This is a genomic window from Pseudotabrizicola formosa (assembly GCF_002900965.1).
Lineage (GTDB): Bacteria > Pseudomonadota > Alphaproteobacteria > Rhodobacterales > Rhodobacteraceae > Pseudotabrizicola > Pseudotabrizicola formosa.
Genome location: NZ_PJOM01000002.1, coordinates 476,204 through 502,844 on the forward strand (window position 1 = coordinate 476,204; position 26,641 = coordinate 502,844).

At 65.1% G+C, this 26,641-nt stretch carries 25 protein-coding genes and 1 tRNA gene; 12 read left to right on the plus strand and 14 right to left on the minus strand.

Annotated features, from left to right (window positions below):
* Position 1: 1 nt before the first annotated feature.
* The 10 genes from CXR43_RS06320 to uxaC form a co-directional block, all read right to left on the minus strand.
* Positions 2 to 1,900 carry a bifunctional 5-dehydro-2-deoxygluconokinase/5-dehydro-2-deoxyphosphogluconate aldolase gene (locus CXR43_RS06320; protein WP_103333208.1) on the minus strand — a complete coding sequence of 633 codons (1,899 nt, stop codon included), beginning with the start codon at positions 1,898 to 1,900 and terminating at the stop codon, positions 2 to 4.
* A complete protein-coding gene (gene iolG / locus CXR43_RS06325) occupies positions 1,900 to 2,901 on the minus strand; it encodes an inositol 2-dehydrogenase (protein ID WP_103333209.1) in 1,002 nt (333 codons plus the stop codon). The genes CXR43_RS06320 and iolG overlap by 1 nt, the downstream gene beginning before the upstream one ends.
* Positions 2,902 to 3,179: 278 nt before the next feature.
* Entirely contained in the window at positions 3,180 to 4,592 is a 1,413-nt protein-coding gene (locus CXR43_RS06330; RefSeq protein WP_435530786.1) for a mannitol dehydrogenase family protein, read from the minus strand.
* Positions 4,582 to 5,304: a 2-dehydro-3-deoxy-D-gluconate 5-dehydrogenase KduD gene (gene kduD, locus CXR43_RS06335; protein ID WP_103333211.1), complete on the minus strand. Its 723-nt coding sequence runs from the start codon at positions 5,302 to 5,304 to the stop codon at positions 4,582 to 4,584. Before kduD ends, CXR43_RS06330 begins: the two co-directional genes overlap by 11 nt.
* Positions 5,301 to 6,125 (minus strand): 5-dehydro-4-deoxy-D-glucuronate isomerase, encoded by an 825-nt coding sequence (gene kduI, locus CXR43_RS06340; RefSeq protein WP_103333212.1) that lies wholly within the window; start codon positions 6,123 to 6,125, stop codon positions 5,301 to 5,303. The genes kduD and kduI overlap by 4 nt, the downstream gene beginning before the upstream one ends.
* Positions 6,126 to 6,137: 12 nt before the next feature.
* Entirely contained in the window at positions 6,138 to 6,446 is a 309-nt protein-coding gene (locus CXR43_RS06345; protein ID WP_103333213.1) for a cupin domain-containing protein, read from the minus strand.
* Positions 6,447 to 6,452: 6 nt separating this feature from the next.
* Positions 6,453 to 7,733, minus strand: a complete 1,281-nt coding sequence (locus CXR43_RS06350) for a TRAP transporter large permease (RefSeq protein ID WP_103333214.1) — start codon at positions 7,731 to 7,733, stop codon at positions 6,453 to 6,455.
* On the minus strand, positions 7,733 to 8,260 hold the full coding sequence (locus CXR43_RS06355; RefSeq protein WP_103334057.1) for a TRAP transporter small permease: 528 nt from the start codon (positions 8,258 to 8,260) through the stop codon (positions 7,733 to 7,735). The genes CXR43_RS06350 and CXR43_RS06355 overlap by 1 nt, the downstream gene beginning before the upstream one ends.
* 92 nt (positions 8,261 to 8,352) lie before the next feature.
* A complete protein-coding gene (locus CXR43_RS06360; RefSeq protein WP_103333215.1) occupies positions 8,353 to 9,336 on the minus strand; it encodes a TRAP transporter substrate-binding protein in 984 nt (327 codons plus the stop codon).
* A gap of 25 nt (positions 9,337 to 9,361) precedes the next feature.
* The gene (uxaC, locus tag CXR43_RS06365; protein ID WP_103333216.1) at positions 9,362 to 10,768 is read right to left on the minus strand and encodes a glucuronate isomerase; all 1,407 of its coding nucleotides are present in this window, start codon (positions 10,766 to 10,768) and stop codon (positions 9,362 to 9,364) included.
* A gap of 99 nt (positions 10,769 to 10,867) precedes the next feature.
* Here uxaC and CXR43_RS06370 point away from each other — a divergent pair, with 99 nt between their 5' ends.
* Positions 10,868 to 11,575, plus strand: a complete 708-nt coding sequence (locus CXR43_RS06370) for a GntR family transcriptional regulator (protein ID WP_246831291.1) — start codon at positions 10,868 to 10,870, stop codon at positions 11,573 to 11,575.
* 68 nt (positions 11,576 to 11,643) lie between these two features.
* Here CXR43_RS06370 and aptA read toward each other — a convergent pair whose 3' ends face one another.
* The gene (gene aptA, locus CXR43_RS06375) at positions 11,644 to 12,969 is read right to left on the minus strand and encodes an omega-aminotransferase AptA (protein WP_103333218.1); all 1,326 of its coding nucleotides are present in this window, start codon (positions 12,967 to 12,969) and stop codon (positions 11,644 to 11,646) included.
* A 204-nt stretch (positions 12,970 to 13,173) separates the two neighbouring features.
* Between aptA and CXR43_RS06380 the strand changes: the two genes are divergently transcribed.
* The 6 genes from CXR43_RS06380 (at position 13,174) to CXR43_RS06405 (ending at position 19,868) form a co-directional block, all read left to right on the plus strand.
* Entirely contained in the window at positions 13,174 to 13,779 is a 606-nt protein-coding gene (locus CXR43_RS06380; RefSeq protein WP_103333219.1) for a TetR family transcriptional regulator C-terminal domain-containing protein, read from the plus strand.
* A 190-nt stretch (positions 13,780 to 13,969) separates the two neighbouring features.
* Positions 13,970 to 15,292 carry a helix-turn-helix domain-containing protein gene (locus CXR43_RS06385; protein WP_103334058.1) on the plus strand — a complete coding sequence of 441 codons (1,323 nt, stop codon included), beginning with the start codon at positions 13,970 to 13,972 and terminating at the stop codon, positions 15,290 to 15,292.
* A 96-nt stretch (positions 15,293 to 15,388) separates the two neighbouring features.
* On the plus strand, positions 15,389 to 15,757 hold the full coding sequence (locus CXR43_RS06390; RefSeq protein ID WP_103333220.1) for a response regulator transcription factor: 369 nt from the start codon (positions 15,389 to 15,391) through the stop codon (positions 15,755 to 15,757).
* Between the two features lie 4 nt (positions 15,758 to 15,761).
* Positions 15,762 to 16,055 carry a hypothetical protein gene (locus tag CXR43_RS06395; RefSeq protein WP_103333221.1) on the plus strand — a complete coding sequence of 98 codons (294 nt, stop codon included), beginning with the start codon at positions 15,762 to 15,764 and terminating at the stop codon, positions 16,053 to 16,055.
* A gap of 12 nt (positions 16,056 to 16,067) precedes the next feature.
* Positions 16,068 to 18,755 carry an ATP-binding protein gene (locus tag CXR43_RS06400; protein WP_103333222.1) on the plus strand — a complete coding sequence of 896 codons (2,688 nt, stop codon included), beginning with the start codon at positions 16,068 to 16,070 and terminating at the stop codon, positions 18,753 to 18,755.
* Positions 18,756 to 18,764: 9 nt separating this feature from the next.
* Complete coding sequence (locus CXR43_RS06405; RefSeq protein WP_146036485.1) at positions 18,765 to 19,868, plus strand: FliM/FliN family flagellar motor switch protein; 1,104 nt, start codon at positions 18,765 to 18,767, stop codon at positions 19,866 to 19,868.
* A gap of 109 nt (positions 19,869 to 19,977) precedes the next feature.
* Here the strand turns inward: CXR43_RS06405 and CXR43_RS06410 are convergent, their stop codons facing one another.
* Positions 19,978 to 20,403, minus strand: coding sequence for a protein tyrosine phosphatase family protein (locus CXR43_RS06410; RefSeq protein WP_103333224.1), 426 nt, complete (start codon positions 20,401 to 20,403; stop codon positions 19,978 to 19,980).
* A 267-nt stretch (positions 20,404 to 20,670) separates the two neighbouring features.
* On the opposite strand from CXR43_RS06410, the gene CXR43_RS06415 reads away from it, so the two are divergent.
* Together CXR43_RS06415 and CXR43_RS06425 are read left to right on the plus strand one after the other, a co-directional pair.
* Positions 20,671 to 20,997, plus strand: a complete 327-nt coding sequence (locus CXR43_RS06415; RefSeq protein WP_103333225.1) for a TraR/DksA family transcriptional regulator — start codon at positions 20,671 to 20,673, stop codon at positions 20,995 to 20,997.
* A gap of 372 nt (positions 20,998 to 21,369) precedes the next feature.
* Positions 21,370 to 23,160, plus strand: a complete 1,791-nt coding sequence (locus CXR43_RS06425; RefSeq protein ID WP_168219766.1) for an enoyl-CoA hydratase-related protein — start codon at positions 21,370 to 21,372, stop codon at positions 23,158 to 23,160.
* Here CXR43_RS06425 and CXR43_RS06430 read toward each other — a convergent pair.
* Positions 23,153 to 23,368 (minus strand): hypothetical protein, encoded by a 216-nt coding sequence (locus CXR43_RS06430; protein ID WP_103333228.1) that lies wholly within the window; start codon positions 23,366 to 23,368, stop codon positions 23,153 to 23,155. The two genes, CXR43_RS06425 and CXR43_RS06430, sit on opposite strands and share 8 nt — an antisense overlap.
* Positions 23,369 to 23,490: 122 nt before the next feature.
* Here CXR43_RS06430 and CXR43_RS06435 point away from each other — a divergent pair, with 122 nt between their 5' ends.
* The gene (locus tag CXR43_RS06435) at positions 23,491 to 23,745 is read left to right on the plus strand and encodes a DUF2312 domain-containing protein (RefSeq protein ID WP_103333229.1); all 255 of its coding nucleotides are present in this window, start codon (positions 23,491 to 23,493) and stop codon (positions 23,743 to 23,745) included.
* A gap of 34 nt (positions 23,746 to 23,779) precedes the next feature.
* Here the strand turns inward: CXR43_RS06435 and CXR43_RS06440 are convergent, their stop codons facing one another.
* Positions 23,780 to 24,652, minus strand: coding sequence for a hypothetical protein (locus CXR43_RS06440; RefSeq protein ID WP_103333230.1), 873 nt, complete (start codon positions 24,650 to 24,652; stop codon positions 23,780 to 23,782).
* Positions 24,653 to 24,833: 181 nt separating this feature from the next.
* Here CXR43_RS06440 and CXR43_RS06445 point away from each other — a divergent pair, with 181 nt between their 5' ends.
* Positions 24,834 to 26,492 carry an ABC transporter permease gene (locus CXR43_RS06445; RefSeq protein WP_103334059.1) on the plus strand — a complete coding sequence of 553 codons (1,659 nt, stop codon included), beginning with the start codon at positions 24,834 to 24,836 and terminating at the stop codon, positions 26,490 to 26,492.
* Positions 26,493 to 26,534: 42 nt separating this feature from the next.
* Positions 26,535 to 26,610 (plus strand) — tRNA-Thr (locus tag CXR43_RS06450).
* The last annotated feature ends 31 nt before the right edge of the window (positions 26,611 to 26,641 follow it).

Here is a 26,641-nt window from a genome sequence, read left to right on the forward strand (position 1 = left end):
GCTATCCTTTCGCGGCGCGCTGTGCATCCCACAGGGTGCACAGCCGGGTGTAGGTGGCGGCCATCATCTCGACCACTTGATCTGCGGCGATCGTGCCCGCCATGAAGCCATGTGCGGCCTCGGCAAAGATGGTGCGGCCCACGGCAAAGCCCTTGACCAGATCAAACTCGGCGGCGGCGGCAAAGCTGGCGGCAAGCGCCTCTTCCGACTCGCCCAGGCCCAACACCACGATCCCGCGGGTGTGCGGATCATTGCGGGTGACCGCGTCAACGGCGGCCTGCCAGCCGGCGGCGGTCTGCATCGGTTCCAGCTTCCACCAGTCGGGGAACACGCCGATATCATAGAAGCGCTGGATCACTTGTGCCGTGGTCTGGTCGGTCACCGGGCCTGCCTTGGACGGGATCACCTCCAACAGAAACTCCAGCCGGTTGCGGCGTGCGGCGTGGAACAGGCGGGTGACGGTCGCCTCTTGCTCGGCCTTCATCTGGTCGGTGTCATCGGGGTGATAGAAACACAGCACCTTGACCACATGGGCCAGCGGCCATTCCGACAGCCCGCCGAAATCTGGCCCAAGCTCGGGTTCCAGCGTCAGGGGGCGCGAGCCGGGCCATTCCACGGGGCGCCCGATCCACAGGCCCGAGTCAGCCGCGGCATGCAGGGCATCGCGGCCCAGACGGTTATCGCACAAGATGCCGTAACCAGGACGGCCCTGTTGAACCTGAATCGCAGCTTTCAGGCACAACTGCTTGAAAGCGCCAATTTTTCTTGCATCCGCGCCGGGCAGAGATTCCAGCTGCATCCGATGGTCGAAGGCAAACACCCGCATCTCGGGCCAGTCGCCGCTGCGGGTGGTGGACCAGTGGATCTGCTCCAGCTTTTGATCGTGCCGCAAGGCCGGAATTACCACGCCGCGTCTGAAGAAAAACTGCAACTCCTCCCACGATGGATAGGCCGGGGCGCAGCCATGGCGGCTGACGGCAAAGGCCCCGCAGGCATTGGCGTATTTCAGCGCTACGGGCCAGGCCTCGCCATCCAGCCAGCCTTTCAGCAATCCTGACATGAAGCCATCACCGGCCCCCAGCACGTTGAACACCTCGATGGGAAAGCCGGGACCGGCCTCACCTTCGTCCAGCGTATCGGGCACCGCGCCGGTAAAGGCCACTGCGCCCATCGGCCCGCGCTTGCAGACCAGCGTCGCCCCGCTCACCGCCCGTACCGCACGCAAGGCGGTGATCGTATCGGTGCTGCCGCCCGCGATGTGGAACTCTTCCTCGGTGCCGACGATCAGGTCAAACAGGTGCAGCGTCGCCTGCAGTTTGGCGGTGACGGCAGCGGATTCGATGAACCGGCTTTCGCCGTCGCCATGCCCCGCCAGCCCCCAGAGGTTGGGCCGGTAGTCGATATCCAGCGCGGTCTGCGCGCCATTTTTACGCGCCAGATGCAGCGCCTTCAGCACCGCGGCTTCGGTGCGCGGGTGCGACAGGTGGGTGCCGGTGGCAACCACGGCCCGGGCGCGGGCGATGAAAGCGGGGTCGATATCCTCTTCGCACAGCGCCATATCGGCGCAATTTTCCCGGTAGAAGATCAGCGGAAAGCGATGCTCATCCCGTATCCCCAGCAAAACCAGCGCGGTCAGCCGCTCCGGATCGGTCTTGACCCCATCGACGCATACCCCTTCGCGCGACAGTTGTTCGCGGATGAAGCGGCCCATGTGCTCATCCCCCACCCGGGTCAGCAGCGCCGATTTCAGCCCCAGACGTGCCGTGCCCACCGACATGTTGGTGGGGCTGCCTCCGACGTATTTCTGAAAGCTGGCCATATCCTCCAAACGCCCGCCGACCTGCGCGCCGTACAGGTCCACCGAGGACCGGCCGATGGTGATGAGGTCAAGATCCCGCATCACAGCACCTCGGAGACCTTGACCATGCGCCCCTCGGCGATGGATTTCAGCGCCGCCTCGGCAAGGGCAAGCGCCATCAGCCCGTCATGTCCGGTTGTGGGTGTTGGCGCGCCATCGGCGACTGCCGCGACAAAGGCCGCAATTTCATTGGCATAGGCGGCTGTATAGCGCGACATGAAGAAGTTCAGCAGCGGGGCGGAATGGAAACCGGATTTATCGGCCAGGGTGATGCGGTTCTCGCCATGGTTTTCTGCGGCGGCCATGCCCTCCGACCCCAGCACCTCGATCCGCTGATCATAGCCATAGGCGGCGCGGCGGGTGTTGGTGATGATCGCCTGGGTGCCGGATGCCGTGCGCAGAATGACGTTGGCGGAATCGAAATCGCCCAGCTCACCGATACGCTTGTCGACCAGCACAGACGCCGAAGCAAAGACTTCGGTCACCTCTTCGCCCAGCAACCAGCGGGCAATGTCGAAATCATGGATCGTCATGTCGCGGAACATGCCGCCTGATCGGGTAATGTAGTCTGGCGGCGGCGCGCCGGGGTCGCGGCTGGTGATGGTGACCATTTCAACCTTGCCGACTTTACCAGCGTCAATCGCGGCCTTCACGGCCATGAAATCAGGGTCAAACCGGCGGTTGAAACCTACCATCAGGGTGCCCTTGGTGGCCTCGACCGTGGCGATGCAATCCTTGACCCGGGCCAGTGACAGATCGACCGGCTTTTCGCAGAACACGGCTTTGCCCGCGCGGACAAAGCGCTCGATCAGGTCGGCATGGGTGTCGGTGGGGGTGCAGATCACCACAGCATCGACATCAGCGCTGCTCTCGATGGCGTCAATGCTGCGGATGTCACAGCCATAGGCGTGTTTGATGGCTTGGGCAGCGTCTGGCACCGGGTCGGCGATGGCAACCAGCGTGGCACCCGGCACCGAGGCGACGGCGCCTGCGTGTACCTTGCCGATGCGGCCTGCGCCCAGGATTGCAAATCTGACGGTCATGATGGTCCTTTCTGGCCGGGCGTCGCGGCCCGGAATGTCTGGTCATGCTGAAGGGCAGCCACAGAAAGGCTTGCTTTGTGCGGATATCCGGAAAGACACGCGCGGCCTCCCTGCTGCGGGTTGCGCGGACCTTGTGCCAGAGCGGCGGCCCGGTCAACGGGGCAGGTGGTGATATCCATCATCCTTGACGAAAAATGACAGGTCGTTCTGACGAAATTCCATCATTTTCAAGACGCGGCGCAGGGCGCGGGCGGGCAGCAAGGACGCCCGCCCCTTGATTACAACCGGGCTTGCATTGCGCCCTTCGCACCCTTGTTCAGCAGATCGGCATAGGCATCGCCCAGAGGTCCGGCCAATCGGGCGGCCAAGGCTTGCGGAAACACCTCGCGCAGGGCGAGCAGCGCGGCCACCGGATCATCACTGTTGGCGGCGTCGCGAAGGCGGGGGGCGAGCGGGTCTTTCACCTCGATTGGCTGACCGGCCAGATCGGTGCCACGCACATAGACCATCCAGGCGGCCACGGCGAGCATCAGGCCGGGGCAGGGACGACCTGCGGCCAAATTGGTGTCCAGCGTGCCAAGGATGCGCTGGGGCAGTTTCTGGCTGCCATCCATCGCGATCTGCCATGTCCGGTGGCGGATTCCGGGGTTGGCATAGCGCGCGCGCAGGGCCTGCGCATAACTGGCCAGGCTGACGCCTTCGGGCGGGGTCAGGGCGGGGATGATTTCCCGCGTCCACAGCGCCTGCACGAACTGGTCCAGCACCGGGTCCGCCATGCAATCGGCGATGGTTTCATGCCCCGACAGATAGCCCAGATAGGCCAGAGACGAATGGGTGCCGTTGAGCATGCGCAGCTTCATGTGCTCGAATTCGGTCACATCGCGCACCAGCTGCACGCCAGCCGCGGCCAGATCGGGGCGATGGCCACCGACGAACGCATCCTCGACCACCCATTGCCGGAACGGTTCATGCATCACCGGAGCCGCATCATGCGCGCCAGCAAGCGCCGCCACCCGGGCAATGTCCTCGGGCTTGGTGGCAGGCACGATGCGGTCCACCATGGTGGAGGGGAACTTCGCCTCAGCCTCGATCCACGCCGCAAGGGCCGGGTCGATGGCGTGGGCCAGATCCAGCACCACGCCGCGCACCACCTGGCCGTTGTTGGGCAGGTTGTCGCAGGTCAGCACGGTGAATGGCGGCAGGCCGCGCGCGTGGCGCAGCGCAAGGGCGCGCACCAGAAAGCCGGGGGCCGAGACGGGCAGGGCATGGGCCAGATCGTGAACGATGTCGGGGTGCACGGTGTTCAGCCTCCCCGTAGACGGTTCATGGCAATACCCTTTTTCCGTCACCGTCAGGCTGACGATCTTCACACCGGGATCAGCCATCGCTTCGAGCACAGCCTGCGCATCCTCACGCGCCACCAGCACGCCCTGCACCGATTGCACATGGCGCAGCGTCTCGCCTTCCGGTCCCAGCTCCAGCGCCATATAGGTGCCGCCCTGCGGGGTCAGCTGGTCGCGCATGGTGGGTGATTGCAGCGATACGCCGAGGATGCCCCAATCGCCACCCGACGCCGACAGCGCCTCTTCGATATAGACCGCGCCATGCGCGCGGAAAAATGCGCCAAGGCCAAGGTGGACGATGCCCACCGGCACAGGGCGCGCGCTGCGGGTCAGGCGATCAGCGGGCAAGCCAGCCTCCATCGACGTTCAGAACCGCGCCGTGAATATAGGCGGCAGCGGGAGAAGAGAGAAACACCGCAGCCTCCCCGATATCCTTGGCTTGGCCCCAGCGACCGGCGGGGATGCGCTCAAGGATCGACCGGCTGCGATCAGGGTCGGCGCGCAAGGCTTCGGTGTTGTTGGTTTCGATATAGCCGGGCGCAATGGCGTTGACGTTGATCCCCTTGGCTGCCCATTCATTGGCCAACAGCTTGGTGATCCCCGCGACGCCATGTTTGGACGCGGTATAGGACGGCACCCGGATGCCACCCTGAAACGACAGCAGCGAGGCGATGTTGACGATCTTGCCGCCCCCTCGGGTCAGGGCCACCTTGGCGAAGGCCTGGGCCGTGAAGAACACCGCCTTCAGGTTCACATCCATCACCGCATCCCAGTCTTCTTCGGTGAAATCGACCGCGTCCGCGCGGCGAATGATGCCCGCATTGTTCACCAGGATGTCGATGCTGCGGGAAGCGAACACCTCCCGCGCCGCCATCGGATCGGCGAAATCCAGCGTCAGTTCCTCGCCCCCGGTCAGCGCCAGGGTTTCAGCGCAAGAAGACCGCCCCGCCGCAATCACATGCGCCCCGGCCCGCGCCATTGAAACGGCAATCGCCTGACCGATGCCGGTGTTGGCCCCGGTCACCAGCGCGGTCTGGCCCGCCAGCGAAAACGGGTTCACCGCAGATCCTCCATCTTCACCATTTCCACATCGCGGTAATCGACATTGTCGCCCGCCATCGCCCAGATGAACGTATAGCTGGCCGTTCCTGCGCCACAGTGGATCGACCAGGGCGGTGAAATCGCGGCCTCTTCATTGGCAATGACCAGATGCCGGGTTTCGGCCGGGTCACCCATGAAATGAAACACCCGCTGGCCTTCGGGAATGTCGAAATACAGATAGGCCTCCATCCGCCGGTCGTGCAGATGGGCGGGCATGGTGTTCCAGACCGATCCGCCATGGAACTGCGTGTAGCCCAGCACCAGCTGGCACGAGGTCATCACCTCGGGGTGGATGAACTGGTTGATGGTGCGATGGTTGACGGTCTCTGCCGCGCCCAGAGTCAGCTTCTTGGCGTCCTCCAGCTTGATCAGCCGCGCCGGATAGGCCTGATGCGCGGGGCAGGAGTTGATGTAGAAACGTCCCTGACCCGAAAAGGTCACCGCCCCCGCGCCCATCGGCAGATAGAGCACATCGCCCTTGGACAGCGCATGGGTCTCACCCCCCGCGGTCACCGACCCATCGCCGCCGATGTTTACAATGCCCATTTCGCGCCGGTCCAGAATGCTTGCGGTGCCGCATTCTTTCACATGGTCCAGCACCAGATCAGTGCCGGCAGGCACCGCACCGCCCACGATCATCCGGTCGTAATGGGTATAGAGCAGACGGATCTGGCCGTCCTGAAACAACCCTTCGCCATGGAAATTCGCGCGCAGGGCAGTGGTATCCATGCCCTTGGCTTCAGTGGCGGAAATCGCCTGGCGGGTTTCAACGGTCAGCATAGGGTGGTCCTTTCAGAGAAAATCATCACGGCGGGGGGTAAACCCGTCGATCAACGTGCCGGGTTCAAGGCAGACGCAGCCATGAACCGCATTGGAGGGGATGACAAAGGCATCGCCCGGGCCGACCTCGAACGTGCGGTCGACGATGGTGAACCGAAACCGCCCCGATTGCACAAAGGTTGATTGCACATGGCTGTGGTGGTGCAGCGCCCCCTCTGCGCCCTCGGCAGCAAAGCGGAAGGCCACGGTCATCAGCTCTGGCGCATCGGCCAGCACCTGACGGGTGACGTTTTCACCGGTTTCAACGACGGGAAAGCTCATGGCACCTCAACGGAACAGGGCGGGCAGCCACAGGGACAGCGCCGGAATATAGGTGACAAGCATCAAGGTGGCAAAGGCCGCGCCATAGAACGGCCAGATCGTGCGCACCGCCTGCCAGACGGAAATCCGCCCCACCGCGCAGCCCACGAACAGCACCGCGCCCACCGGCGGAGTGCACAGCCCGATGCCCAGATTCAGGATCAGGATCACCCCGAAATGCACCGGATCGACCCCAAAGGCGGCGGCGACCGGCAGAAAGATCGGCGTGGTGATCACGATCAGCGGGCTCATGTCCATGAAGGTGCCAAGGATAAGCAGGATCACGTTGATCAAGAGCAGGATCACGATGGGGTTGTCGCTCAGGCTCTGCATCAGGGCGATCATGGCAGAGGGCACTTGCAGATAGGCCAGCAGCCAACCGAAAGACGCCGCGCAACCGATCACCAGCAGCACCATGGCAGTGGTGCGCACCGCTGCCTTGACGGCCCCCACAAAATCATTCCAGCCCATGGTGCGATAGGCCAAAGTGGTCACGCCCAAGGCATAGATCGCGGCAATACAGGACGATTCCGATGCGGTGAACACACCGGACCGGACCCCGGCAAAGATGATGAAGATCAAAAACAGCCCCGGCAGCGCATTCACCAGCAACAGGCCCAGCATCGACCAGCCGGGAAAGGCTTCGGTCGGGTAGTTCTTCTTGCGCGCCACCCACCAGGCGGCAGCAGCAAGGGAAAGCGCCAGCAACAGGCCGGGGATGATGCCCGCCGTGAACAGATCGGCAATCGACAGCCGTCCGCCCGCCGAGATCGAATAGATGATCATGTTGTGGCTTGGCGGGATCATCAGCGCGATGATCGAACTGACCACGGTGATGTTCACCGCATAATCAACGTCATAGCCGCGCTCTTTCATCTGCGGCACCATCAGCCCGCCGATGGCCGAGGCATCCGCCGCCGCCGAGCCGGAGATGCCCCCGAACAGCACGGATGACGCGATGTTCACTTGCCCCAGCCCACCCCGGAAATGCCCGACAGCCGCCCCGGCAACCGCGATCAGCCGCCGCGCAATGTCGCCGCGCACCATCACCTCACCGGCAAAGATGAAGAACGGGATTGCCATCAGCGCAAAGACCGACACGCCGGAATTGAGCCGCTGAAAGACCACCACCGGCGGCAGGCCAAGGTAGAGGACGGTGGCAAAGCTCGACACGCCAAGGCAGAAGGCCACCGGTGTCCCGATCGCCAGCAGCACCCCGAAGGTGCCGAAAAGAACCCAAAGCTCCATCACGCCACCTCTTCCAGCTCGGTTTCACCAAAACGGGCCGTCGGCAGCCCGGCCGCCCGTCGTGCCAGCCGTTCGAGCGAGAAAATCACCATCAATACCCCGCCGACCACCAGCGGCATGAAATCCACCGCCCCGGTGATGCCCAGAGAGGGCAGGGTAATCCCGTAAGCCGAGGCCATCAGCTGCCAGCCGAACCAGACCATGCCAAAACCAAAGGCGGCCACCACAAGATCTGATATCGAATACAGGATCAGCTTGACCCGCTCGGACACCAGGTACAGCATCACATCAAACGACAGATGATAGCCTTCGCGGATGCCGACAGCCGCCCCCAGAAAGATGAACCAGCCCATCAGGATCACCGCCGCCGGTTCGCTCCAGATGATGGAATCATTCAGCAGATAGCGGAAAAACACCTGCGCGCCGATGATGGCGGTCATCAGGACCAGCCCGGCCCCCGCCACCCACAGCGCCGCCTTGGCGACATAGCCCAGCCAGACGGCCAGACGTAACAAACCCGGTTGCATCAAGGCCCCCTGCCGCATGCGGCGCTCATTATCTGTTCTTAAATATCCCGCGGGGGTCCGGGGGCGCGAAGCCCCCGGTTCCGACGGTTCAGTTACTCGGTCGCCTGGATGCGGGTGACCAGATCCTGCAGCTTCGGCGTATTGGCGTGCTTTTCATAGACCGGGACCATCGCTTCGATGAACGGGGTCTTGTCGATCTCGGAAATCACTTCCACGCCGGCGGCACGGACTTTTTCTTCCGACTCTTTCTCGCGCGCGGCCCAAAGCTCGCGGTTGACCGCGATCGAATCCTTTGCCGCCTGCTTGACCAGTGCCTGATCTTCCGGGCTCAGCTTGTCATAGCTCACCTTCGACATCACCAGCACCTCAGGCACGATCAGGTGCTCGTTCAGCGTGTAATAGCCTGCAACCTCATAGTGGCCCGAGGATTCGAAGGATGGCCAGTTGTTTTCCGCGCCGTCGATCACGCCGGTCTGGATGCCGGAATAGACCTCGCCATAGGGCATCGGCGTGGCATTGGCCCCCAGCGCGGTCATCATGTCAACAAAGACATCCGACTGCATGACACGGATCTTCATGCCCTTCAGGTCATCCACCGAGGTGATCGGTTTCGACTTGTTGTAGAACGAGCGCGAGCCACCGTCGAAATAGGCCAGGCCGACAAAGCCATGCGGCTCAAACGCGGCCAGGATCTCATCGCCGATGGGTCCGTCCATCACGCGGTGCATGTGGTCGGTGCCGCGGAAGATGAAGGGGAGCGAGACGACCTTGGTTTCCTCGATGATGTTGTTGAACGGCCCCATCGAGACGCGGTTGAAATCGATCACCCCGAATTTGGTCTGCTCGATCGTGTCCTTTTCCTCGCCCAGCTGGGCCGAGTGGAACACCTCAACGCAGATCCGCCCGCCGCTGCGCTCTTTGAGCAGCTCGCCCATATGGTTGACGGCGGCAACCGTGGGGTAGCCGTCCGGGTGGGTGTCGGATGATTTCAGGGTCAGCTCGCATTCGGCGAAGGCGGCCCCGGCAAAGGCAACCGATGCCAGCAGGGCAGCGGCCATGGTGTTTAACTTTTTCATTGTAGTCTCCTCCCGTTGAAAGGCTTCACAGCCGGTAGGCCTGCTTTGCAAGCCGGTATGCAAGGTCATGTGCGACCTCGTATGCGTCAGTCTCGGACAGCCTGCCGGTGCGCACCAGCGTGGCCAGAAAGGCACAATCCACCCGGCGGGCCACATCATGGCGCGCGGGGATCGACAGATAGGCGCGGGTATCGTCGTTGAACCCCACGGTGTTGTAAAAACCTGCGGTTTCCGTCGTCATCTCGCGGAACCGGCGCATCCCTTCCGGGCTGTCGTGGAACCACCACGCCGGCCCGAGCTTCAGGGCAGGATAGACCCCGGCCAAGGGGGCCAGTTCGCGGGCATAGGCCGTTTCGTCCAGGGTAAAGACGATCACCGAGAGCCGGGGGTCCATCCCCACCGCATTGAGCAGCGGGCGCAGGGCGGCGACATAATCGGTGCGGCCGGGAATATCGAAGCCCTTGTCGCGGCCGAACATGGCCAGCATCGGGTCAGAGTGGTTGCGCCGGCTGCCGGGGTGGATCTGCAGCACCAGCCCGTCCTCCAGGCTCATCCGCGCCATCTCGGTCAGCATCTGGCCGCGGAAGGCATCCGCATCTTCGGCGGTGCATTCCCCCCGCAGGGCCTTTTCAAACAGCAGCGCCGCTTGATCCTGCGGCAGGTCCATCGTGCGCGCAGTGGCGTGGCCATGGTCAGAAGAGGTGCAGCCGAAGGTCTTGAAATAGGCCCTTCGGGCACGGTGCGCGGCCAGATAGCCAGCCCATGTCGCCGTGTTTTCGCCTGTCATCTCGCCCAGTTGCGCGACGTTCCTTGCAAACCCGTCGAACTCGGGATCGACCACCGCATCTGGGCGATAGGCTGGGATCACCCTGCCGGTCCAACCCGAGTCGCGGATCTGCTGGTGCCAGCCCAGATCATCCAGCGCGCCGTCGGTGGTGGAAATCACCTCGATCTTGAACCGATCATACAAGGCGCGCGGGCGGAACTCCGGCGTGGCAAGGGCGGTGGCGATACGGTCGTAATAGGCATCGGCGGTGTCACCGGACAAGGGCGTGTCAAACCCGAAGATCGTCTCGAAGGCATGGTCCAGCCACATCCGCGACGGCGTCCCCCGGAACAGGTGATAATTCTGCGCAAACAGCTGCCAGATCTTGCGACCATCGGTTTGCGTGGGCCCGCCATCGGCCCGGGGCACCCCCAGATCGGTCAGCGCGATGCCCTGCGAACACAGCATGCGAAAGACGTAGTGGTCGGGGGTCACAAACAGCTGTGCCGGGTCAGGGAAGGCGTCATTGGTGGCGTACCAGCGCGGATCGGTGTGCCCATGGGGGCTGATGATCGGCAGCGTGCAAACCGTTTCATACAAGGCGCGGGCCAGGCCACGCGCCCCCGAGTCGATCGGAAAAAGACGGTCTTTGTCCAGCAATGCCACGCGGTAATCCCCTCCCGAAATGCGTCAATGGCGAAAGCTCTTTTCAACGCACCCGTAAACTAATATGCTAGTATGCGAAAGCTGTCAACGGAGCGAACCATGGAAAGCACGCTGCTGAAATTGTCAGAGCCGGTGCAGCGGCCTTCCGTGACCGATGCGGTGTTTGAAGAGCTGCACCGACAGATCCTGTCACTCGATCTGCCGCCGGGCACCAAAGTGTCAGAGGTGGATGTGGCGCGCATCATGGGCGTGTCGCGCCAGCCTGTCCGCGATGCCTTCTACCGGCTGTCGACCCTGGGCTTTCTGACCATCCGCCCGCAGCGCGCCACGGTTGTATCGGCGATTTCCGAAGCGGCGGTGATGCAGGCGCGGTTCATCCGTGCCGCCATCGAGGCGCAAACCGTGCGCATGGCCTGCGAGCGGTTGGACGAGGGTGATTTTGCCGCGTTGGACCGGGTGATCGATCAGCAGCGCGACGCGGTCAAGGCGCGCGATGCCATGGGGTTTCATGCGCTCGATGACCTCTTTCACCGCGAAATCTGTGAACGCAGCGGCCATGGCTTTGCCTGGGATATCATCCGCGAGAACAAGGCACATATGGACAGGGTGCGTTTCCTGTCGCTGTCCTTTGCATCACAGGACGCTTTCGGCGATCATCTCAAGGTGATGGAGGCGTTGCGCGCGCGCAACCCGGAGGCTGCGATTGCGGCCATGCATGTGCACCTGTCACGCATCAAAGAGCAGGTGCGCCGGATCCGCTGCGAGAACGAGGCATTTTTCGAAGGCGCGCCCGCCCTCGACATCTGATGGGAGGGGATGGTCGCAAGTTTGCCGGGGCGGCGCCATGCGCCCCGGCGGTCTTGGGTGTGGACCGGTCAGTCCAGCGTGCTGAGGACATCGGCCAGGGTGCCGATCAAGGTGTCGATCTGCGGCTTGCTGATCATCAGCGGCGGCGACATCGCGATGATATCGCCGGTGGTGCGGATCAGGATATTCTTGTCATAGGCCGCAAGAAAGGCGCTGAATGCCCGTTTTGTAGGCTCTCCCGCAATCGGGTCAAGTTCCACCGCGCCGATCAACCCCATGTTGCGCACGTCGATCACATGGCGTGAGTCGCGCAAGGAATGCAGCGCTTCTTCCCAATAGGGCGCGATTTCGGCGGCGCGCTCGAACAGCGATTCCTCTTTGTAGGTCTCCAGCGTGGCGATCCCGGCAGCCGAGGCGATGGGGTTGCCGGAATAGGTATAGCCGTGGAACAGTTCGATCATGTGTTCGGGCCCGTCCATGAAGGCATCATGGACATCCGCCGTGGTCAGCACCGCGCCCATGGGGATGACGCCATTGGTTAGGCCCTTGGCGGTGGTCATCATGTCGGGCAGCACGTCGAAATACTGCGACGCGAAGGGCGCGCCAAGGCGGCCAAACCCGGTGATCACCTCATCGAAAATCAACAGGATGCCGTGTTTTTTGGTGATGGCGCGCAGCTTTTCCAGATAGCCCTTTGGCGGCAGGATCACGCCGGTGGACCCGGCCACAGGCTCGACAATCACCGCCGCAATGGTTTCCGCGCCGTGCAGCGCCACCAGCTTTTCCAGATCATCGGCCAGCCATGCGCCATGGTCCGGCTGGCCGCGGGACCAGCGGTTCTGGTCGGGCAGATGTGTGTGAGGAAGATGGTCCACCCCGTTGAGAAGACTGCCAAAATGCCGCCGGTTGTTGACGATGCCCCCCACCGAGATACCGCCGAAATTCACGCCATGATAGCCCCGTTCGCGCCCGATCAGCCGGGTGCGCGTGGCCTGCCCCTTGGCGCGGTGATAGGCGATGGCAAGTTTCAGCGCCGTTTCAACGCTTTCCGAGCCGGAGTTGGTGTAGAACACATGCTCGATGCCCTGTGGCGCAATCTCGACAATGCGGTTGGCCAGTTCGAAGGCGACCGGATGGCCCATCTGGAACGCCGGGGCGTAATCAAGCTCTGCTGCCTGCCGCTGGATTGCCTCGGTGATCTTGGGCCGGCAATGGCCCGCGTTGCAGCACCACAGACCCGCCGTGCCATCCAGCACCTGACGGCCATCGGATGTGGTGTAATGCATGTCCTTGGCCGCCACGAACATCCGCGGGTTCTTCTTGAACTGGCGGTTGGCGGTGAAGGGCATCCAGAAGGCGTTCAGGTCATTGGGGGCTTTGCGGTCCAGCGCCATGGCATCGGGGTTCCTGTTGGGGCGGCCTTGCGGCGCGCGGATGGGTTTTGACCGGGTGGTCAGATGTTGCTATCAGCCCGGGACGGCCAGTCAAGTCTGCGCCCGGATCTGCATGATCTTAGCACAGCCCGCCGCCGTTCTGCCAATTGCAAGAGCGCGCGTTCTGCGCCACTCTGACCTGCCGGCCTCAGGATTGACGACACAATGCCCAGACCCAAGACCCGTATCCAGCTGCGAAATTCGGAAACCATTCTTGAGGCGGCACTTGAGGTCTTTTCGTCCCAAGGCTTCCGGGGGGCGACGCTGGACCAGATTGCCGAGGTGGCGGGGCTGTCGAAGCCCAATCTGCTGTATTATTTCCCGTCAAAAGAGGCGATCCACCAGACCTTGCTGACCCGGCTGCTGGACACCTGGCTTGATCCGTTGCGCGAGATGGATGCCAAGGGCGATCCGGTGGCCGAGGTGATGGGCTATATGCGCCGCAAGCTGCAGCTGAGCCGGAATTATCCCCGTGAAAGCAGGCTCTTCGCCATCGAGATCCTGCAAGGCGCCCCGCGCATGCGCGAGGCGATTGAGGGCGAGCTGACGGCGCTGGTGGCGGAAAAGGCCGGTGTTTTGCGGCAGTGGATGGATGAGGGGCGGATTGCCCGGCTGGACCCGGTGCATCTGGTGTTTTCGATCTGGGCGCTGACCCAGCATTATGCCGATTTCGACGTGCAGGTGCGCAGCGTGCTGGGCGAGGGCCATGACCCCTATGCCGAGGCGGGGGCGTTTCTGGAAACGCTCTATGCGCGGTTGCTGGCCCCCTGAGGGGCCGTTTTCCGGGTATGGCCTGCGTCTGGTTCACGTATGGAGCAGGTATGGCTTGGGTATGGCACCTTGTGCGGGCGTGCGGGCGAGGCAAGAGGCGCGCCCCCTGGGGCGGGGCTGGCATCTTAACAAGCGATTGTAAACTTCACTGATGATTGTAAAGATGGCGCATGCCAGCCGGTGGAGCGCCATGCCCAACAGTCAGACCTCTTCTGCCAGCCTGACCGGCAGCCTGATCCGGGAGCGGCGGCTGGCGCTGGGGTTGCGGCAGGGCGATGTGGCGCAGGCGGCGGGGATTTCGGCCAGCTATCTGAACCTGATCGAACACAACCGCCGCCGGGTGGGGACAGAGGTGCTGGCGCGGCTGGCCGGGGTGCTGGGCACGGACAGCGCGATCCTGGCCGAGGGTGCGGGCGGGGTGCTGATTGATGATCTGCGTGCGGCGGCCGCCACCACCCCGGGGGTGCAGCCCGAGCTGGACCGGATCGAGGATTTTGCCGGGCGCTTTCCGGGCTGGGCCGCTGTGCTGGCGGCGCAGCATCACCGGGCGGCACAGTTGGAACGCGCGGTCGGTGCGCTGAATGACCGGCTGACCCATGACCCGCATCTGTCGGCGTCGTTGCATGAGGTGCTGTCGGCGCTGGCCTCGGTGCGGTCCACCGCCGCCATTCTGGCCGATACCGATGATATCGACCCCGAATGGCGCGCGCGGTTTCACCGCAATCTGCATCAGGACAGTGAACGGCTGGCCACCGGGGCCGAGGCCTTGGTGGCCTATCTGGACGGGCCGGAAACGGCGGTGGATGCGGGCCTTGCGGCTCCGCAGGAAGAGGTGGAAAGCTGGCTTTCGGCGCGCGGCTGGCAGCTGTCAGAGCTGGCGCGGCAAGAGGGGATGGACCTGCTGATGGCAGAGGTCGGGGGGCTTGCCTCGGCTGCGGCACGGTCGCTGGGGGCGTCCTTCCTGCGGCAGGCAGAGGCGGATTTCCGGCTGTTGCCGGATGCCGCCTTGCGCCATGCGCTGGAGGCGGGCGAGGACGACCCCTGCCTTTTGGCGCAGCGGCATGGTCTGCCGGTGCTGGCGGTGATGCGGCGGCTGGCGCTGTTGCCCGGATCACAGGCGGGGCTGGTGATCTGCGATGCCTCGGGCACCTTGCTGTTTCGCAAGCCCGTTGATGGCTTTGCCCTGCCGCGCTTTGGTGCGGCCTGCCCGTTGTGGCCGCTCTTTGCCGCATTGACCCGGCCGATGCTGCCGGTGCTGGCGCTGGTGGAGCCGGCAGGGCGCAGCTTGCGCAAGTTCCGCACGCTGTCGATCTGCGAGGCACGGCTGCCGCAGGGCTTTGCCGGCCCGGTGCTGCGCGAAGCGGCGATGCTGATTCTGCCAGAGGAGGTGTATCGGGCGGCAGACCCCGGTCATGGCGCGGTTCTGGCCATCGGCAGCTCGTGCCGGATCTGCCCGCGCGCGCGCTGTCCGGCCCGGCGCGAGCCATCGGTGATGGCAGAGGCGGCGGTGTAATATCCCCCATTTGCAATAGGTCTTTGACATACCCGCCCATTCGCCGGATAGTTTGGCCGGAGCCGGCCCTGGGCCGGAAGGGGGATAAGAGAGCATATGACGGCGCGTGTGCTGCTCATCGAGGATGAGCCGAACATCACCGAGGCCATTCGATTCATCCTGTCGCGTGACGGCTGTGATGTGACGGCGCTTGCCGACGGGGCGGGCGCGGTTGCCGCCGTGCGCGCCGAGATGCCGGATCTGGTGATCCTGGACCTGATGCTGCCGGGTGTCAGCGGGCTGGAGATTCTGGCGCAGCTGCGGGCCGATCCGGTGACGCAAGGTCTGCCGGTGATGATGCTGACGGCCAAGGGGCAGGGCCGCGACCGCGAGGCGGCGGAACGCGCCGGGGCCAACCATTTCATGACCAAGCCGTTTTCGAATGACGAGATGCGCGCCGCCGTCCGCGCCCTGACCGGGGGCTGACGGGGTGGCCCCCTCATCGCGTAACCCGCCGCTGTTTCTGCGCCGGTCCAGCTATCGCCAGCGGCGGCGGCGCGATGCGGCGCGGCTGTTGCCGGTGGTGGGGCTGTTCCTGATGCTGATGCCGGTGCTTTGGGCCCCGCAAGACACGGTGCGGCGCGACACGGCGCCGGATGGCATTTATCTGTTCGTGGTCTGGGCGCTGCTGATCGCCTTTGCCATGCTGATCTCGCGCGGGTTGAACACCGCCGACGAGGGCGATGACCCTGCTGCGACCGCTGATCCGGGTCCGGGGCGGTAGGGGCGCGCCGCGATGCCGTTCAACATTCTGGTCCTGTCCTGTCTGGCCTATGTGATCTTTCTGTTCGGCGTGGCCTGGGCCGCGGAACGGCGGGCGGATCGGGGGCGGCTTGGCTGGCTGCAATCGCCGCTGATCTATACGCTGTCGCTGTCGATCTATTGCACGGCCTGGACGTTTTACGGCGCGGTTGGCTATGCGGCCCGGTCGGGGCTGGAATTCCTGACCATCTATCTGGGGCCGACGATCGTGTTCATCGGCTGGTGGTGGGTGCTGCGCAAGCTGGTGCGGATCGGGCGGCAGCAGCGGGTGACCTCGATTGCCGACCTGATTTCCAGCCGGTTTGGCAAGTCAAACCTGCTGGGCGTGATCGTGACGGTGATCGCGGTGGTGGCGGCGACGCCCTATATTGCGCTGCAATTGCAATCGGTGACCCTGTCCTTCAGCGTCTTTGCCAGCCCGACCGATGATGGCTTTGCGCCGCCGGGAACCGAGGCGACGGCGGTCTGGGTGGCGGGGGGCTTGGCACTGTTCACCATCCTGTTCGGCACCCGCAATCTGGATGCGAAAGAGCAGCACCATGGCATCGTCACCGCCATCGCGGTCGAGGCGGTGGTGAAGCTGATCGCGCTGATCGCGGTGGGGGTGTTTGTGGTCTGGGGCATGGCGGACGGGCCTGCCGATATGATCGCGCGGATCTCGGCATCGGATGTTGCCGACTGGAAGCTGCAGCCGGGCCGCTGGACGGGGCTCTTGTTCGCGGCCGGGGCGGCGGTGATCTGCCTGCCGCGGATGTTTCAGGTGATGGTGGTGGAAAATGCCGATGAGCGGCATCTGGCGACCGCGTCCTGGGCCTTTCCGCTGTATCTGTTTGCGATGAGCCTGTTCATCGTGCCGATTGCGGTGATGGGGCTGGAACGGCTGCCCGCGACCGCCAACCCGGATATGTTCGTGCTGACCCTGCCGCTTGCCGAAGGGCAGGGTGCCTTGGCGATGCTGGCGTTTCTGGGCGGGTTTTCCTCGGCCACCTCGATGGTGATTGTCGAGTCGATTGCCCTGGCCACCATGGTGTCCAACCATGTGGTGATGCCGGTCTGGCTGCGGCTGCGGCCTGCAAAGGCCGTGTCGGGCGATGTGCGCAGGCTGGTGCTGTTGTCGCGGCGGATGTCCATCGGGGTGGTGCTGGGGCTGGGCTATGCCTATTACCGGATGTCGGGCGGATCGACGGCGCTGGCGGCGATCGGGTTGATTGCGTTTGTGGGTGTTGCGCAATTCCTGCCGGCGATGATCTTTGGCATTTTCTGGCGCGGGGCGACGCGGATCGGGGCGGCGCTGGGGATGACGGTGGGCTTTGTGGTCTGGGCCTATACGCTGTTCCTGCCCTCCTTTGGCCCGGGTGCGGTGATCCCGGCGCTGGTGTTTGTCCAAGGGCCCTTCGGCATCGACTGGCTGCGCCCGCAGGCGCTGTTTGGTGTGGCGACGATGGACCCGCTTTTGCACGCGCTGTTCTGGTCGATGGTTCTGAACACCGCCGCTTTCCTGACCGGGTCGCTGTTCACCTTTCCCGGCCCGGTCGAACGGATGCAGGGGGCGGCCTTTGTGCGGGTGTTTGACACCCCTTCGGGCAGCCCGCGCGGCTGGGAACGGGGGCTGGCGGACCCCGAAGATCTGCTGGTGATGTCGCAGCGCATCATGGGCGATGATGACGCGCTGGTGTTTTTCGAGGCCGAGGCGAAGGGGCAGGGCAAGGCGGGCTATCTGCCCGACCCCACGCCAGAGTTCATGGCGCGGCTGGAACGGCGGCTGGCGGGGTCGGTGGGGGCGGCAACGGCGCATGCGATGATGAGCCAGTTGGCCGGGCGCGCGACGGTGACGGTCGAGGATCTGATGGCGGTGGCCAGTGAATCGGCGCAGATCATGGAATATTCCGCCCGGCTGGAAAGCCAGCAGGAAGAGGTGACCCGCACCGCGCGCGCGCTGCGCGAGGCCAATGAAAAGCTGATGCAGCTGTCGATCCAGAAGGATGCCTTCCTGAGCCAGATCAGCCATGAGCTGCGCACGCCGATGACCAGCATCCGCGCGTTTTCCGAGATTCTGACCGAGGGGGATCTGCCGCCCGAGATGGTGACGAATTACGGCCGCATCATCCATGACGAGGCCAAGCGCCTGACCCGGCTTTTGGACGATCTGCTGGATCTGTCGGTGCTGGAAAATGGCACGGTGCAGCTGAACCTGGGGCTGGCGAACCTGAGCCAGATGATCGACCGCGCGCTGGCAAGCGCGAGCCACACCAAGCCCGAGCGCAGCTTTGTCATTCACCGCGATCTGCCGATGGAGAATATCTTCATCCGCACCGATGCCGACCGTCTGGTGCAGGTGTTCATCAACCTGATCTCGAACGCGCGCAAATATTGCGACTCTGACATGCCCGAGCTGCGGATTTCGGTGCGGCAGCGGGGCGGGCGGGTGACGGTGGATTTTGCCGACAACGGGTCGGGCATTCCCAAGGCCAGTCAGGCACTGATATTCGAGAAATTCGCGCGGCTGACCGACCAGACCCGGGCGGGCGGGGCGGGGCTTGGCCTTGCGATCTGCCGCGAGGTGATGGCCAATCTGGGCGGCACGATCACCTATCTGCCGGGGCAGGGCGGGGCCGCGTTCCGGGTGGCGGTGCCGCTGCGGCTGGAGCGCAAGACGGATTAGGCCGCAAGCGTGAACCCTTTGGTAACGCTGCTGCGCGACACTGGCGCAAAGCGGATAAGGATCGGGGTCGCCGTGGCGGGTGAGGTGTTGCGCAAGAAACTGCAGGCCAGACAGCAGGCCGCGACCGCCGGCGGGCCGGGGGCCGAACGGGCCTGGCGCATCGGCTTTGCGCGGGCGACGCGCGACATGATGGATCTGCCGGTGGATTTTGTCAGCGTATCGTCATCGCGGCTGTCGCTGGCCGAACTGCTGGACATACCGCCCGAACGGGCCTTGATCCTGATGCTGGAAGGCCCCGAGGACGGGTTGGGCCTGCTGATCCTGTCGCCTGACCTGCTGGCCGCGATGATCGAGGCCTTGACGGTGGGCAAATGTGGCACCCAGGCCCCCGATCCGCGCAAGCCCACCCGCACCGATGCGGCCATGCTGTCGCCACTGGCAGATCTGGCGCTGTCGCATCTGGAGGAGGCGCTGGCCGAAGATGGCGATCTGGTGTGGACCAGCGGCTTTCGCTTTGCCAGCTTTATCGAAGAGGCGCGCCCCCTGGGCCTGTTGCTGGAGGATGTCACCTATCGCACGCTGACCGCCCGCCTGTCGGTGTCGCACGGGGCGCGGGTGGGCGATATGTGGCTGATCCTGCCTGCCACCGGGCGGGGCCGCAAGCCGCAGCTTGCGGCGCATGCCATGCCCTCTTCGGTATCGCGCCCGGCCTTTGCCGCCGCCCTTGCCAGCCGGGTGGATGCGGCACCCTGCCAGATCGAGGCGGTGCTGGCGCGGCTGTCGATGCCACTGGTCGAGGTGATGGCCTTGTCCGTCGATATGGTGCTGCCCTTGCCCAATGCCGCGCTGGAACGGATCAGCCTTGACGGCCTTGACGGCCGTCAGGTGGGAGAGGGCAAGCTGGGCCAGCATCGCGGCATGCGCGCCCTGCGCCTGACGGCACAGGGGGGGGAGGCGGCTGCGTCGCCAGCAGATGGCATGGGGCTGGACGGTCCTTCGCCCGCCACCGTTGCCGCCTGGGGCGCGCCGGAGCCGGACCCGATGCCGGAGCTTGAGCCGATGGCCCCGATGGATTTCGACTTTGCGGGTTTTTCTGCCACCGGCACCGATTGACCCCCTGTCGGCGGACAGCGGGCAGTGCTTGCCCGCGCCGATGCGCCCATCCCGCGTTGCGGGACAGGGGCGCGGGCGCAGACCGCTCTGCCCCGGCTTTTGCGCCCGATCAGGCCTTTGCCAATGCCTCGATCTGTGGGCGCAGGCCTTCGAGGTTGTAGCCATGGCGCGCGGGAAGGCCGATCAGCTCTTCGGCGGGCATCTCCTTGGCCTTGGCCAAGGCCCAGCAGATCGACGACCGGTTGCCACTGGCGCAATAGGCCAGCACCGGGCCTGTCGCCGTTGCCATGGCCTCGGCCTGAGCGGTGACATTGGCCATGGTCAGCGCGCCGCCGATCACCGGGTTCACCACGAATTCCAGCCCGGCCGCTTCGGCGGCGGCCTGCATGGTGCTGGCGTGATGGGAGGCTGGAATTTCGGCATCGGGGCGGTTGTCGATCACGCGGGTGTAGCCCGCAGCCTTGATTGCGGCAAAATCCTGCGGGTCGATCTGGGGGGCGACGGCGTAATCAGGGGTCAGCGGGCGGATGTCCATGGGAAGTCTCCTTTGGAAGAACGGCTTTGCGGCGGGCGCGGGGCGACCATAGCCGCGACCGATGCGACAGGAAAGGCCGGAGCCCTGCTTGCGATCGGGAAAGTCCCGCGCGCCGGGGCAGGACTGCGCGGGGCAGGTGTCAAAGCCGGTCTGCGACGGGGCCGCGTGCCGCCCGCATCCTGTTGCGGTCTGAGGGTCTGATTTGACCTGCATCAAGGAAAGCCGCCGCATTTGACGCGATAGTGCCAGAAGATCAGGGAGTAGAGCATGGCAAAATCGCTGCAAGACCGCAAAACGCAATTGTTGGAACGCATGTCGGTTTTGGCCGAACGTCTGGAGGGAATCGGGACGGAGTTGGTGAGTCATCACAACCCGGACTGGTCTGATCTTGCGACCGAGCGCGAGGCGGATGAGGTGCTCGAAGGTCTGGGCCAGTCGGCGCAGGCCGAGCTGCGGGCCATAGAGGCCGCGTTGCGCCGGGTGGACACCGGCAGTTACGGGATCTGCGCCCATTGCGGCGGTCCTATCGGCGAGGCGCGGCTTGATGTGCTGCCCTTCACGCCGCTGTGCCGCGGCTGTGTCGCCCATGCGTGACATTACCTTCACAGATCAGGGGAAAACGATGGCGGAGACCACAGAGCGTGCCTCATCCTGCGGCAGCGGGGGCGCTTGCTGCGGCGGGTGTCAAAAGGGGCGTGACCGCAGGCTGCAGACATTGCTGGGTGAAATGCGGGCCTTGGGCACGGTGTTGCCCGGCCTGCCAGCCGCAGCCGAGGCCGACCGGGCCGCGGCGGAGCGCCCTGGCCGGGGGTGATCCTTGTGGCGCAGCCGCTAATCCCCTGATGTCACATTGATCTTCGCCTCGGTGTTTCGTTCATCATTGTTAACGAAATATGAACAGCGCCTTGACCGCGCTCGGTGTTGCAAGGCACTGTAACCGCCGGGGCAGGTGAAAAGGGCGGGGCAGTGGCAAACGGCGTGGACGTGACCGTTTCGGGCGGGGTGGCAGATATCTGCCTGAACCGTCGGTCTGGCGGCGGCTGGCTTGATGCGGAACAGCGGGCAGCGCTGCTGGCGGCGCTGCGGGCGGCGGACAAGGATGCAGAGGCCATCGTGCTGCGCGCCGCGGACCAGATGCTTGCGGCACATGCCGATGCCGGGCCAGACCTGCCGGAGGCTGATGACGCGGTCGCCCCGTCGCTGGCAAGCCTGTGTCTGGCCATCGAGACCAGCCCGGTGCCGGTGATCGTGTTGCTGGATGGTCTGGTTGCGGGGGCGGCGGCGGAAATGGCGCTGGCCGCACAGGTCCGGCTGGCCACCCCGGCGATGCGGATGGCCTTTCCGGCGGCGCGGTTGGGGCGGATTTCGGGCGCAGGGGCAACCCAGCGGCTGCCACGGCTGATCGGCGCGGAGAATGCGCTGCGCCTGCTGATCAGCGGCAAGCCGGTTGCGGCCGCCGATGCGCTGATCATCGGTCTGGTCGATCATGTGATCGAAGAGGCGACAGCCGAGGCGGCTTTGGCCGGCGTGATGACCCTGATCCGGACGGAAGAGCTGCCCGCGCGCCCCGTGGTGCCCGATGGCCGGGCGTTTCTGGCGGCGGTCAGGCAGGTGCGGGCCGATGCCGCAGCCGGAAGCCTTGCCATGGCTTTGGCCGATTGTGCCGAAGCGGCGCTGTTGTTGCCGCCCGAGCAGGGCTATGCCTATGAGGCGGCCCTTGCGCTGGAGCGCGATGCCTTGCCGCAGACGGCGGCGCTGGCGCATCTGCTGCGGGCGGAGCGTCTGGCCAGCCGCCTGCCCGAGCCTTTGCGCGCGGTGGTGCCGGAGCCGGTGCAGCGCCCGGCGCTGCTGGGGTCATCGCCGCAGCTGGCGGCGCTGGCGCTGATGTCGCTGGCGCGCGGATTGCCGGTGACGGTGCTGGAACCGGACCGGGACCGGCTGGTGCCGATGCTGCAGACCATTGCCCAACGTCAGGAGGCAGCGGTGCAGGCCGGTACCTTGTCTGCGGTGCAGCGCGATGCCGATTGGGCAAGGCTGCGCCCCGTGGCAGATGCGACCGGGCTGGAGCAGGCCGATCTGGTGGTGCTGGGGGCGGAGATGGCTGTGCCCGCCTTGCGCGATGCGGTTGTCGTGCTGGGGATGGGGCGCGCCGATCTGCCGGCGGGGGCCTTTCGTCTGGTGCTGTCGGGGCGGGTGGCGGAACTGGGCCTGCCCGCCAGTTGTCCGGCGGCGAAGGCGGCAATGGCGCTGGCCTTTCTGCGGCGGCTTGGTCAGACGGTGGTGCTGACGGGCGTGCAGTCGCCCTTGGGGATTTCGGGCCGGCTGGCGGCGGCAAGTGCTGCGGCGCTGCGGGCGCTGGTGGCCTCTGGCGTGGCCCCGGGGGCGATCCATGCGGCGCTGACCGGCTTTGGCATGCCCTCCCCGGCGGTGCCAAAGCCTGAGACCAGCACGGAGGCGCGCGACATGCCGGCTGAAGAGATCATCCGCCGCTGGCTGGGGGCGCTGGCCAATGAAGGCGCGCGGCTGCTGGCCTCGGGGCTGGCGATGGCGGCGTCCGATATCGATCTTGTGGCGGTTCACGGCCTGGGCCTGCCTGCCGACTGCGGTGGCCCGCTGCATTGGGCCGATCAGCGGGGGCTGCTGATCTTGCGCCGTGATCTGCGGATCTGGGGCGAGGAGGCCGATATCTGGGTGCCAGCCCCGGCGCTGGATACGCTGGTATCCGCCGGGCGCGGCTTTCTGGCCAAAGTCAGCTGAGCACGACCCCCACGATCACCACGATCAGCCCGAGACCTGACACGGCCAGAGCGCCAAGATTGAGGATCACCGCGCGCTGAAGCTGGGCCTTGATCTGGCCATCGGGCAGGCCGGACTTGCGGGCGCGCATCGCCAGAAAGATGCACCACAGCAGCGTCAGCACGCCGATCATGGTCAGAACCGCGCCTCCCCAGATCAGCATGTCCATCCGTCGGCCTCCCATGGCAATGGCTCTGCGCCGCCTAGCCCAGCTTTGGGCGCGGTGCAAGCCTTGAACCCGTAACGGGGCCACGCTAGGGAAGGGGGCAATCAGCACAGCACGAGGCAAAGATGAGCGATCCCACCGACAATTATTCCGTGACTGCGGACGAGCTGCGCCAGTTCATCGAGCGGGCCGAGCAATTGGCCTCTGAAAAGAAGGACATTGCCGAGCAGGAAAAGGAGTTGTTCGCCGAGGCCAAGGGCCGGGGCTATGACACCAAGGTGATGCGCAAGGTGATTGCGCTGCGCAAGCGCAAGCCCGACGAGATTGCCGAGGAAGAAGCGGTGCTGGAAATGTACAAGACCGCGCTGGGGATGGCCTGACAGCAGCGCGCCGTGCGGGCACCCTCTTGCCGGATCAGGCCGACAGCAAGGTGACCCCCGGCAGGGCGCGGATGCGGGCGACATCCTGATAATAGCCCTCTGTCAGTCTGGCCACGGTGTCCTGCGTCCAGCCCGGAAGCTCGACCTCCATCTCGACCCGTTCCGGCAGGGCGAACTTGTCGAGGAAGGCCGAGACAATGCGGCGGCGCTGCACGGTGGTCTGCGCCGGGTGGCTTTGCATATAGGCGGTCATCCGGGTCAGGCCCTCGGGCGACATGATGGTGCCCAAAAGCTCGTTGGTATCGGTCAGCACGGTGCCTGCGGCATGGCCGGAGACCGCCTGCAACACTTCGGGCCAGATCAGCGGCGTGTCCTCGTCGCACCAGACGGTAAAGGGCACGTCGGGGCTTGCGCTCAGCATGTCGGCGATCACATCCGACCAGCGGATGTCGGCGGGGTCGATGTCGGACATGAACTGGTCAAAACTCTTGTCGCGCTGTTTGGCAAACAGGTCGGGCAGAAAGGTTGCCGGGTTGCGGATCGCCAGATGGAATTCCGCCTCGATGTCGGGAAAGATCTGGGTAAAGGCGCTGACCCTTTCGGCCGCTGCCGGGTAGAGCCGGTTTTTCAGCACCCATTGCGGGAAGGACAGGAAGTTTTCCCATGACAGGATCAGGCGGTCGGCCCGGTCTTCATCCATGATCTGGTCCAGCACCAGCGCCTGGGTGTCGCGGCTGGCGGGCTGGCCTTTCAGGGTCATCGCCGTGTCGCGCAGCAAGGTGCGATAGCGTGCAGGCCCCGGCACCACGATCCCTTGCTCGCCCAGCACCTGACGATTTTTCAGAAGGCAGCGCACCAGACGTTCGTCATCGGTGCAATGGGCGCCAAGGTGGTAGACGATGCGCATAAAGCTATGGACCTGTGCCGGTTCTTGATTGTGCCCGACTATAGGCACATTCAGACCCGCGCACAGGGGGGCATCGGAAGAATTGCCGACAGGGGCTTGCGTGCCACGGCTGCGCCGCGACGGCCCGGCGGGCCAGGTGATCTGGACAGGGCAGGGCGGCCGGTGCTATCTGGGGCGCAGGATGACCCAGCAAAACACTCAAGTTCCGCGACCTGCGCGGGCGATACCGCGCCCTGACCTGTGGTCTTTGGGCGCCTTTGCGATTGCGGTCGTGGTGCTGGCCCCGATGGCCTCGGTGCTGTGGATTGCCTTTCACCCGACCGAGAACATCTGGCCGCATCTGCTGGCCACGGTGTTGCCGCGCTATCTGGCCAATACGCTGATCCTGATGCTGGGGGTGGCGGTGCTGACGGCGGCGGTGGGCACGGGGGCGGCTTGGCTGACCACGATGTACCGCTTTCCGGGGCGGGGCTGGCTGGATTATGTGCTGCTGTTCCCGCTGGCGATTCCGGCCTATGTCGGGGCCTATGCGCTGGTCGATTTCCTGCAATATGCGGGCCCGGTGCAGAGCGGCCTGCGCGAGGTGATGGGGTTTGAGACCGCCCGCGACTACTGGTTCCCGCAGGTGCGGTCGCGCGGGATGGCGGTGGTGGTGCTGTCGGCGGCGCTGTACCCTTACGTCTATTTGCTGGCCCGTGCCGCCTTCCGCGAGCAATCGGGCGGGTCCTATGAGGTGGCGCGCGCTTTGGGGTGCGGCCCGTGGCGGCTGTTTGCCCGCGTGGGCCTGCCGCTGGCCCGGCCCGCGATTGCCACCGGGGTGGCACTGGCGCTGATGGAGACGGTGGCCGATTACGGCACGGTGCAGCATTTCGGGGTGCAGACGCTGACCACCGGGATTTTCTCGACCTGGCTCAATGGCAACAATGCCGGGGGGGCGGCGCAGATTGCCGGGGTGGTGCTGACGCTGATCCTGGTGCTGCTGGGGCTGGAGCGGATCAGCCGGCGCGGCGCCCGTTTTCACCGGGTGGGCCGGTCGGCGCGCCCGGTGGAACCTGCAACACTGTCGCCCGCGCGCGGCTGGCTGGCCTTTGGGCTGTGCATGGTGCCGGTCAGTGTCGGGTTCCTGCTGCCGGTTGCGGTGATGGGCTGGCACGGCCTGCGCCGCCCCGAGGTCTGGCTGTCGCCCGGACTGGCCGAGGCTTTGGGCAATACGCTGGTGACAGGCGGGCTGGCGGCGGGGCTGACGGTAGGGGCGGCGATCTTTCTGGTCTATGGGCTGCGCCTGATCAACCGCAGCGTGGCGCGCTGGATCTTGCCGGTCACCACCCTGGGTTATGCGGCCCCGGGCGCGGTGCTGGCGGTGGGCATCCTGATCCCGCTGGCCGCGCTGGACCATCAGCTGGCCGATGCGGTGCTGGCGGTGAGTGGCTGGGACCCGGGGCTGATGCTGACCGGCACGGCGGCGGCGCTGGTGCTGGCCTATTCGGTGCGGTTTTTTGGCGTGGCGCAGGGGGCTGTGGACGCGGCCTTTGGCCGGATCTCGCCGTCGCTGCCCATGGCCGCGCGCTCGCTGGGCCGCACGCCCGGCGGTGCGCTGCGGTCCGTGCATCTGCCGCTGATGCGCGGGTCGGTTGCCACCGCGCTTTTGGTGGTCTTTGTCGATTGCGTCAAGGAACTGCCCGCCACCTTGCTGTTGCGCCCGTTCAACTACAACACCCTGTCCACGCGGGTGTTCGAACTGGCGAGCCTCGAGCGGCTGGAAGAGGCCGCCCCCGCCGCCCTGGTGGTGATGGCCGTCGGGCTGCTGGCGGTGGCGCTTTTGGCCCGAACTCATCGCTGAGGGGCTTGCACCTGCCCGCCTGCGCGGTTATTTCAAGGGCATGCCTCTATAGCTCAGCTGGTAGAGCACCTGATTTGTAATCAGGGGGTCGCGGGTTCAAGTCCTGCTGGGGGCACCATTCACATCAGAGCATTGAACCGTTTTGCTGC

Excerpts from the sequence above, each read along its gene's own strand:
- CXR43_RS06320 (WP_103333208.1), bottom strand. The coding sequence starts at position 1,900 with ATGCGGGATCTTGACCTCATCACCATCGGCCGGTCCTCGGTGGACCTG.
- iolG (WP_103333209.1), bottom strand. The coding sequence starts at position 2,901 with ATGACCGTCAGATTTGCAATCCTGGGCGCAGGCCGCATCGGCAAGGTA.
- kduI (WP_103333212.1), bottom strand. The coding sequence starts at position 6,125 with ATGCTGACCGTTGAAACCCGCCAGGCGATTTCCGCCACTGAAGCCAAG.
- CXR43_RS06345 (WP_103333213.1), bottom strand. The coding sequence starts at position 6,446 with ATGAGCTTTCCCGTCGTTGAAACCGGTGAAAACGTCACCCGTCAGGTG.
- CXR43_RS06350 (WP_103333214.1), bottom strand. The coding sequence starts at position 7,733 with ATGGAGCTTTGGGTTCTTTTCGGCACCTTCGGGGTGCTGCTGGCGATC.
- CXR43_RS06355 (WP_103334057.1), bottom strand. The coding sequence starts at position 8,260 with ATGCAACCGGGTTTGTTACGTCTGGCCGTCTGGCTGGGCTATGTCGCC.
- CXR43_RS06360 (WP_103333215.1), bottom strand. The coding sequence starts at position 9,336 with ATGAAAAAGTTAAACACCATGGCCGCTGCCCTGCTGGCATCGGTTGCC.
- CXR43_RS06370 (WP_246831291.1), top strand. The coding sequence starts at position 10,868 with ATGGAAAGCACGCTGCTGAAATTGTCAGAGCCGGTGCAGCGGCCTTCC.
- aptA (WP_103333218.1), bottom strand. The coding sequence starts at position 12,969 with ATGGCGCTGGACCGCAAAGCCCCCAATGACCTGAACGCCTTCTGGATG.
- CXR43_RS06380 (WP_103333219.1), top strand. The coding sequence starts at position 13,174 with ATGCCCAGACCCAAGACCCGTATCCAGCTGCGAAATTCGGAAACCATT.
- CXR43_RS06385 (WP_103334058.1), top strand. The coding sequence starts at position 13,970 with ATGCCCAACAGTCAGACCTCTTCTGCCAGCCTGACCGGCAGCCTGATC.
- CXR43_RS06390 (WP_103333220.1), top strand. The coding sequence starts at position 15,389 with ATGACGGCGCGTGTGCTGCTCATCGAGGATGAGCCGAACATCACCGAG.
- CXR43_RS06400 (WP_103333222.1), top strand. The coding sequence starts at position 16,068 with ATGCCGTTCAACATTCTGGTCCTGTCCTGTCTGGCCTATGTGATCTTT.
- CXR43_RS06410 (WP_103333224.1), bottom strand. The coding sequence starts at position 20,403 with ATGGACATCCGCCCGCTGACCCCTGATTACGCCGTCGCCCCCCAGATC.
- CXR43_RS06415 (WP_103333225.1), top strand. The coding sequence starts at position 20,671 with ATGGCAAAATCGCTGCAAGACCGCAAAACGCAATTGTTGGAACGCATG.
- CXR43_RS06430 (WP_103333228.1), bottom strand. The coding sequence starts at position 23,368 with ATGGACATGCTGATCTGGGGAGGCGCGGTTCTGACCATGATCGGCGTG.
- CXR43_RS06435 (WP_103333229.1), top strand. The coding sequence starts at position 23,491 with ATGAGCGATCCCACCGACAATTATTCCGTGACTGCGGACGAGCTGCGC.
- CXR43_RS06440 (WP_103333230.1), bottom strand. The coding sequence starts at position 24,652 with ATGCGCATCGTCTACCACCTTGGCGCCCATTGCACCGATGACGAACGT.
- CXR43_RS06445 (WP_103334059.1), top strand. The coding sequence starts at position 24,834 with ATGACCCAGCAAAACACTCAAGTTCCGCGACCTGCGCGGGCGATACCG.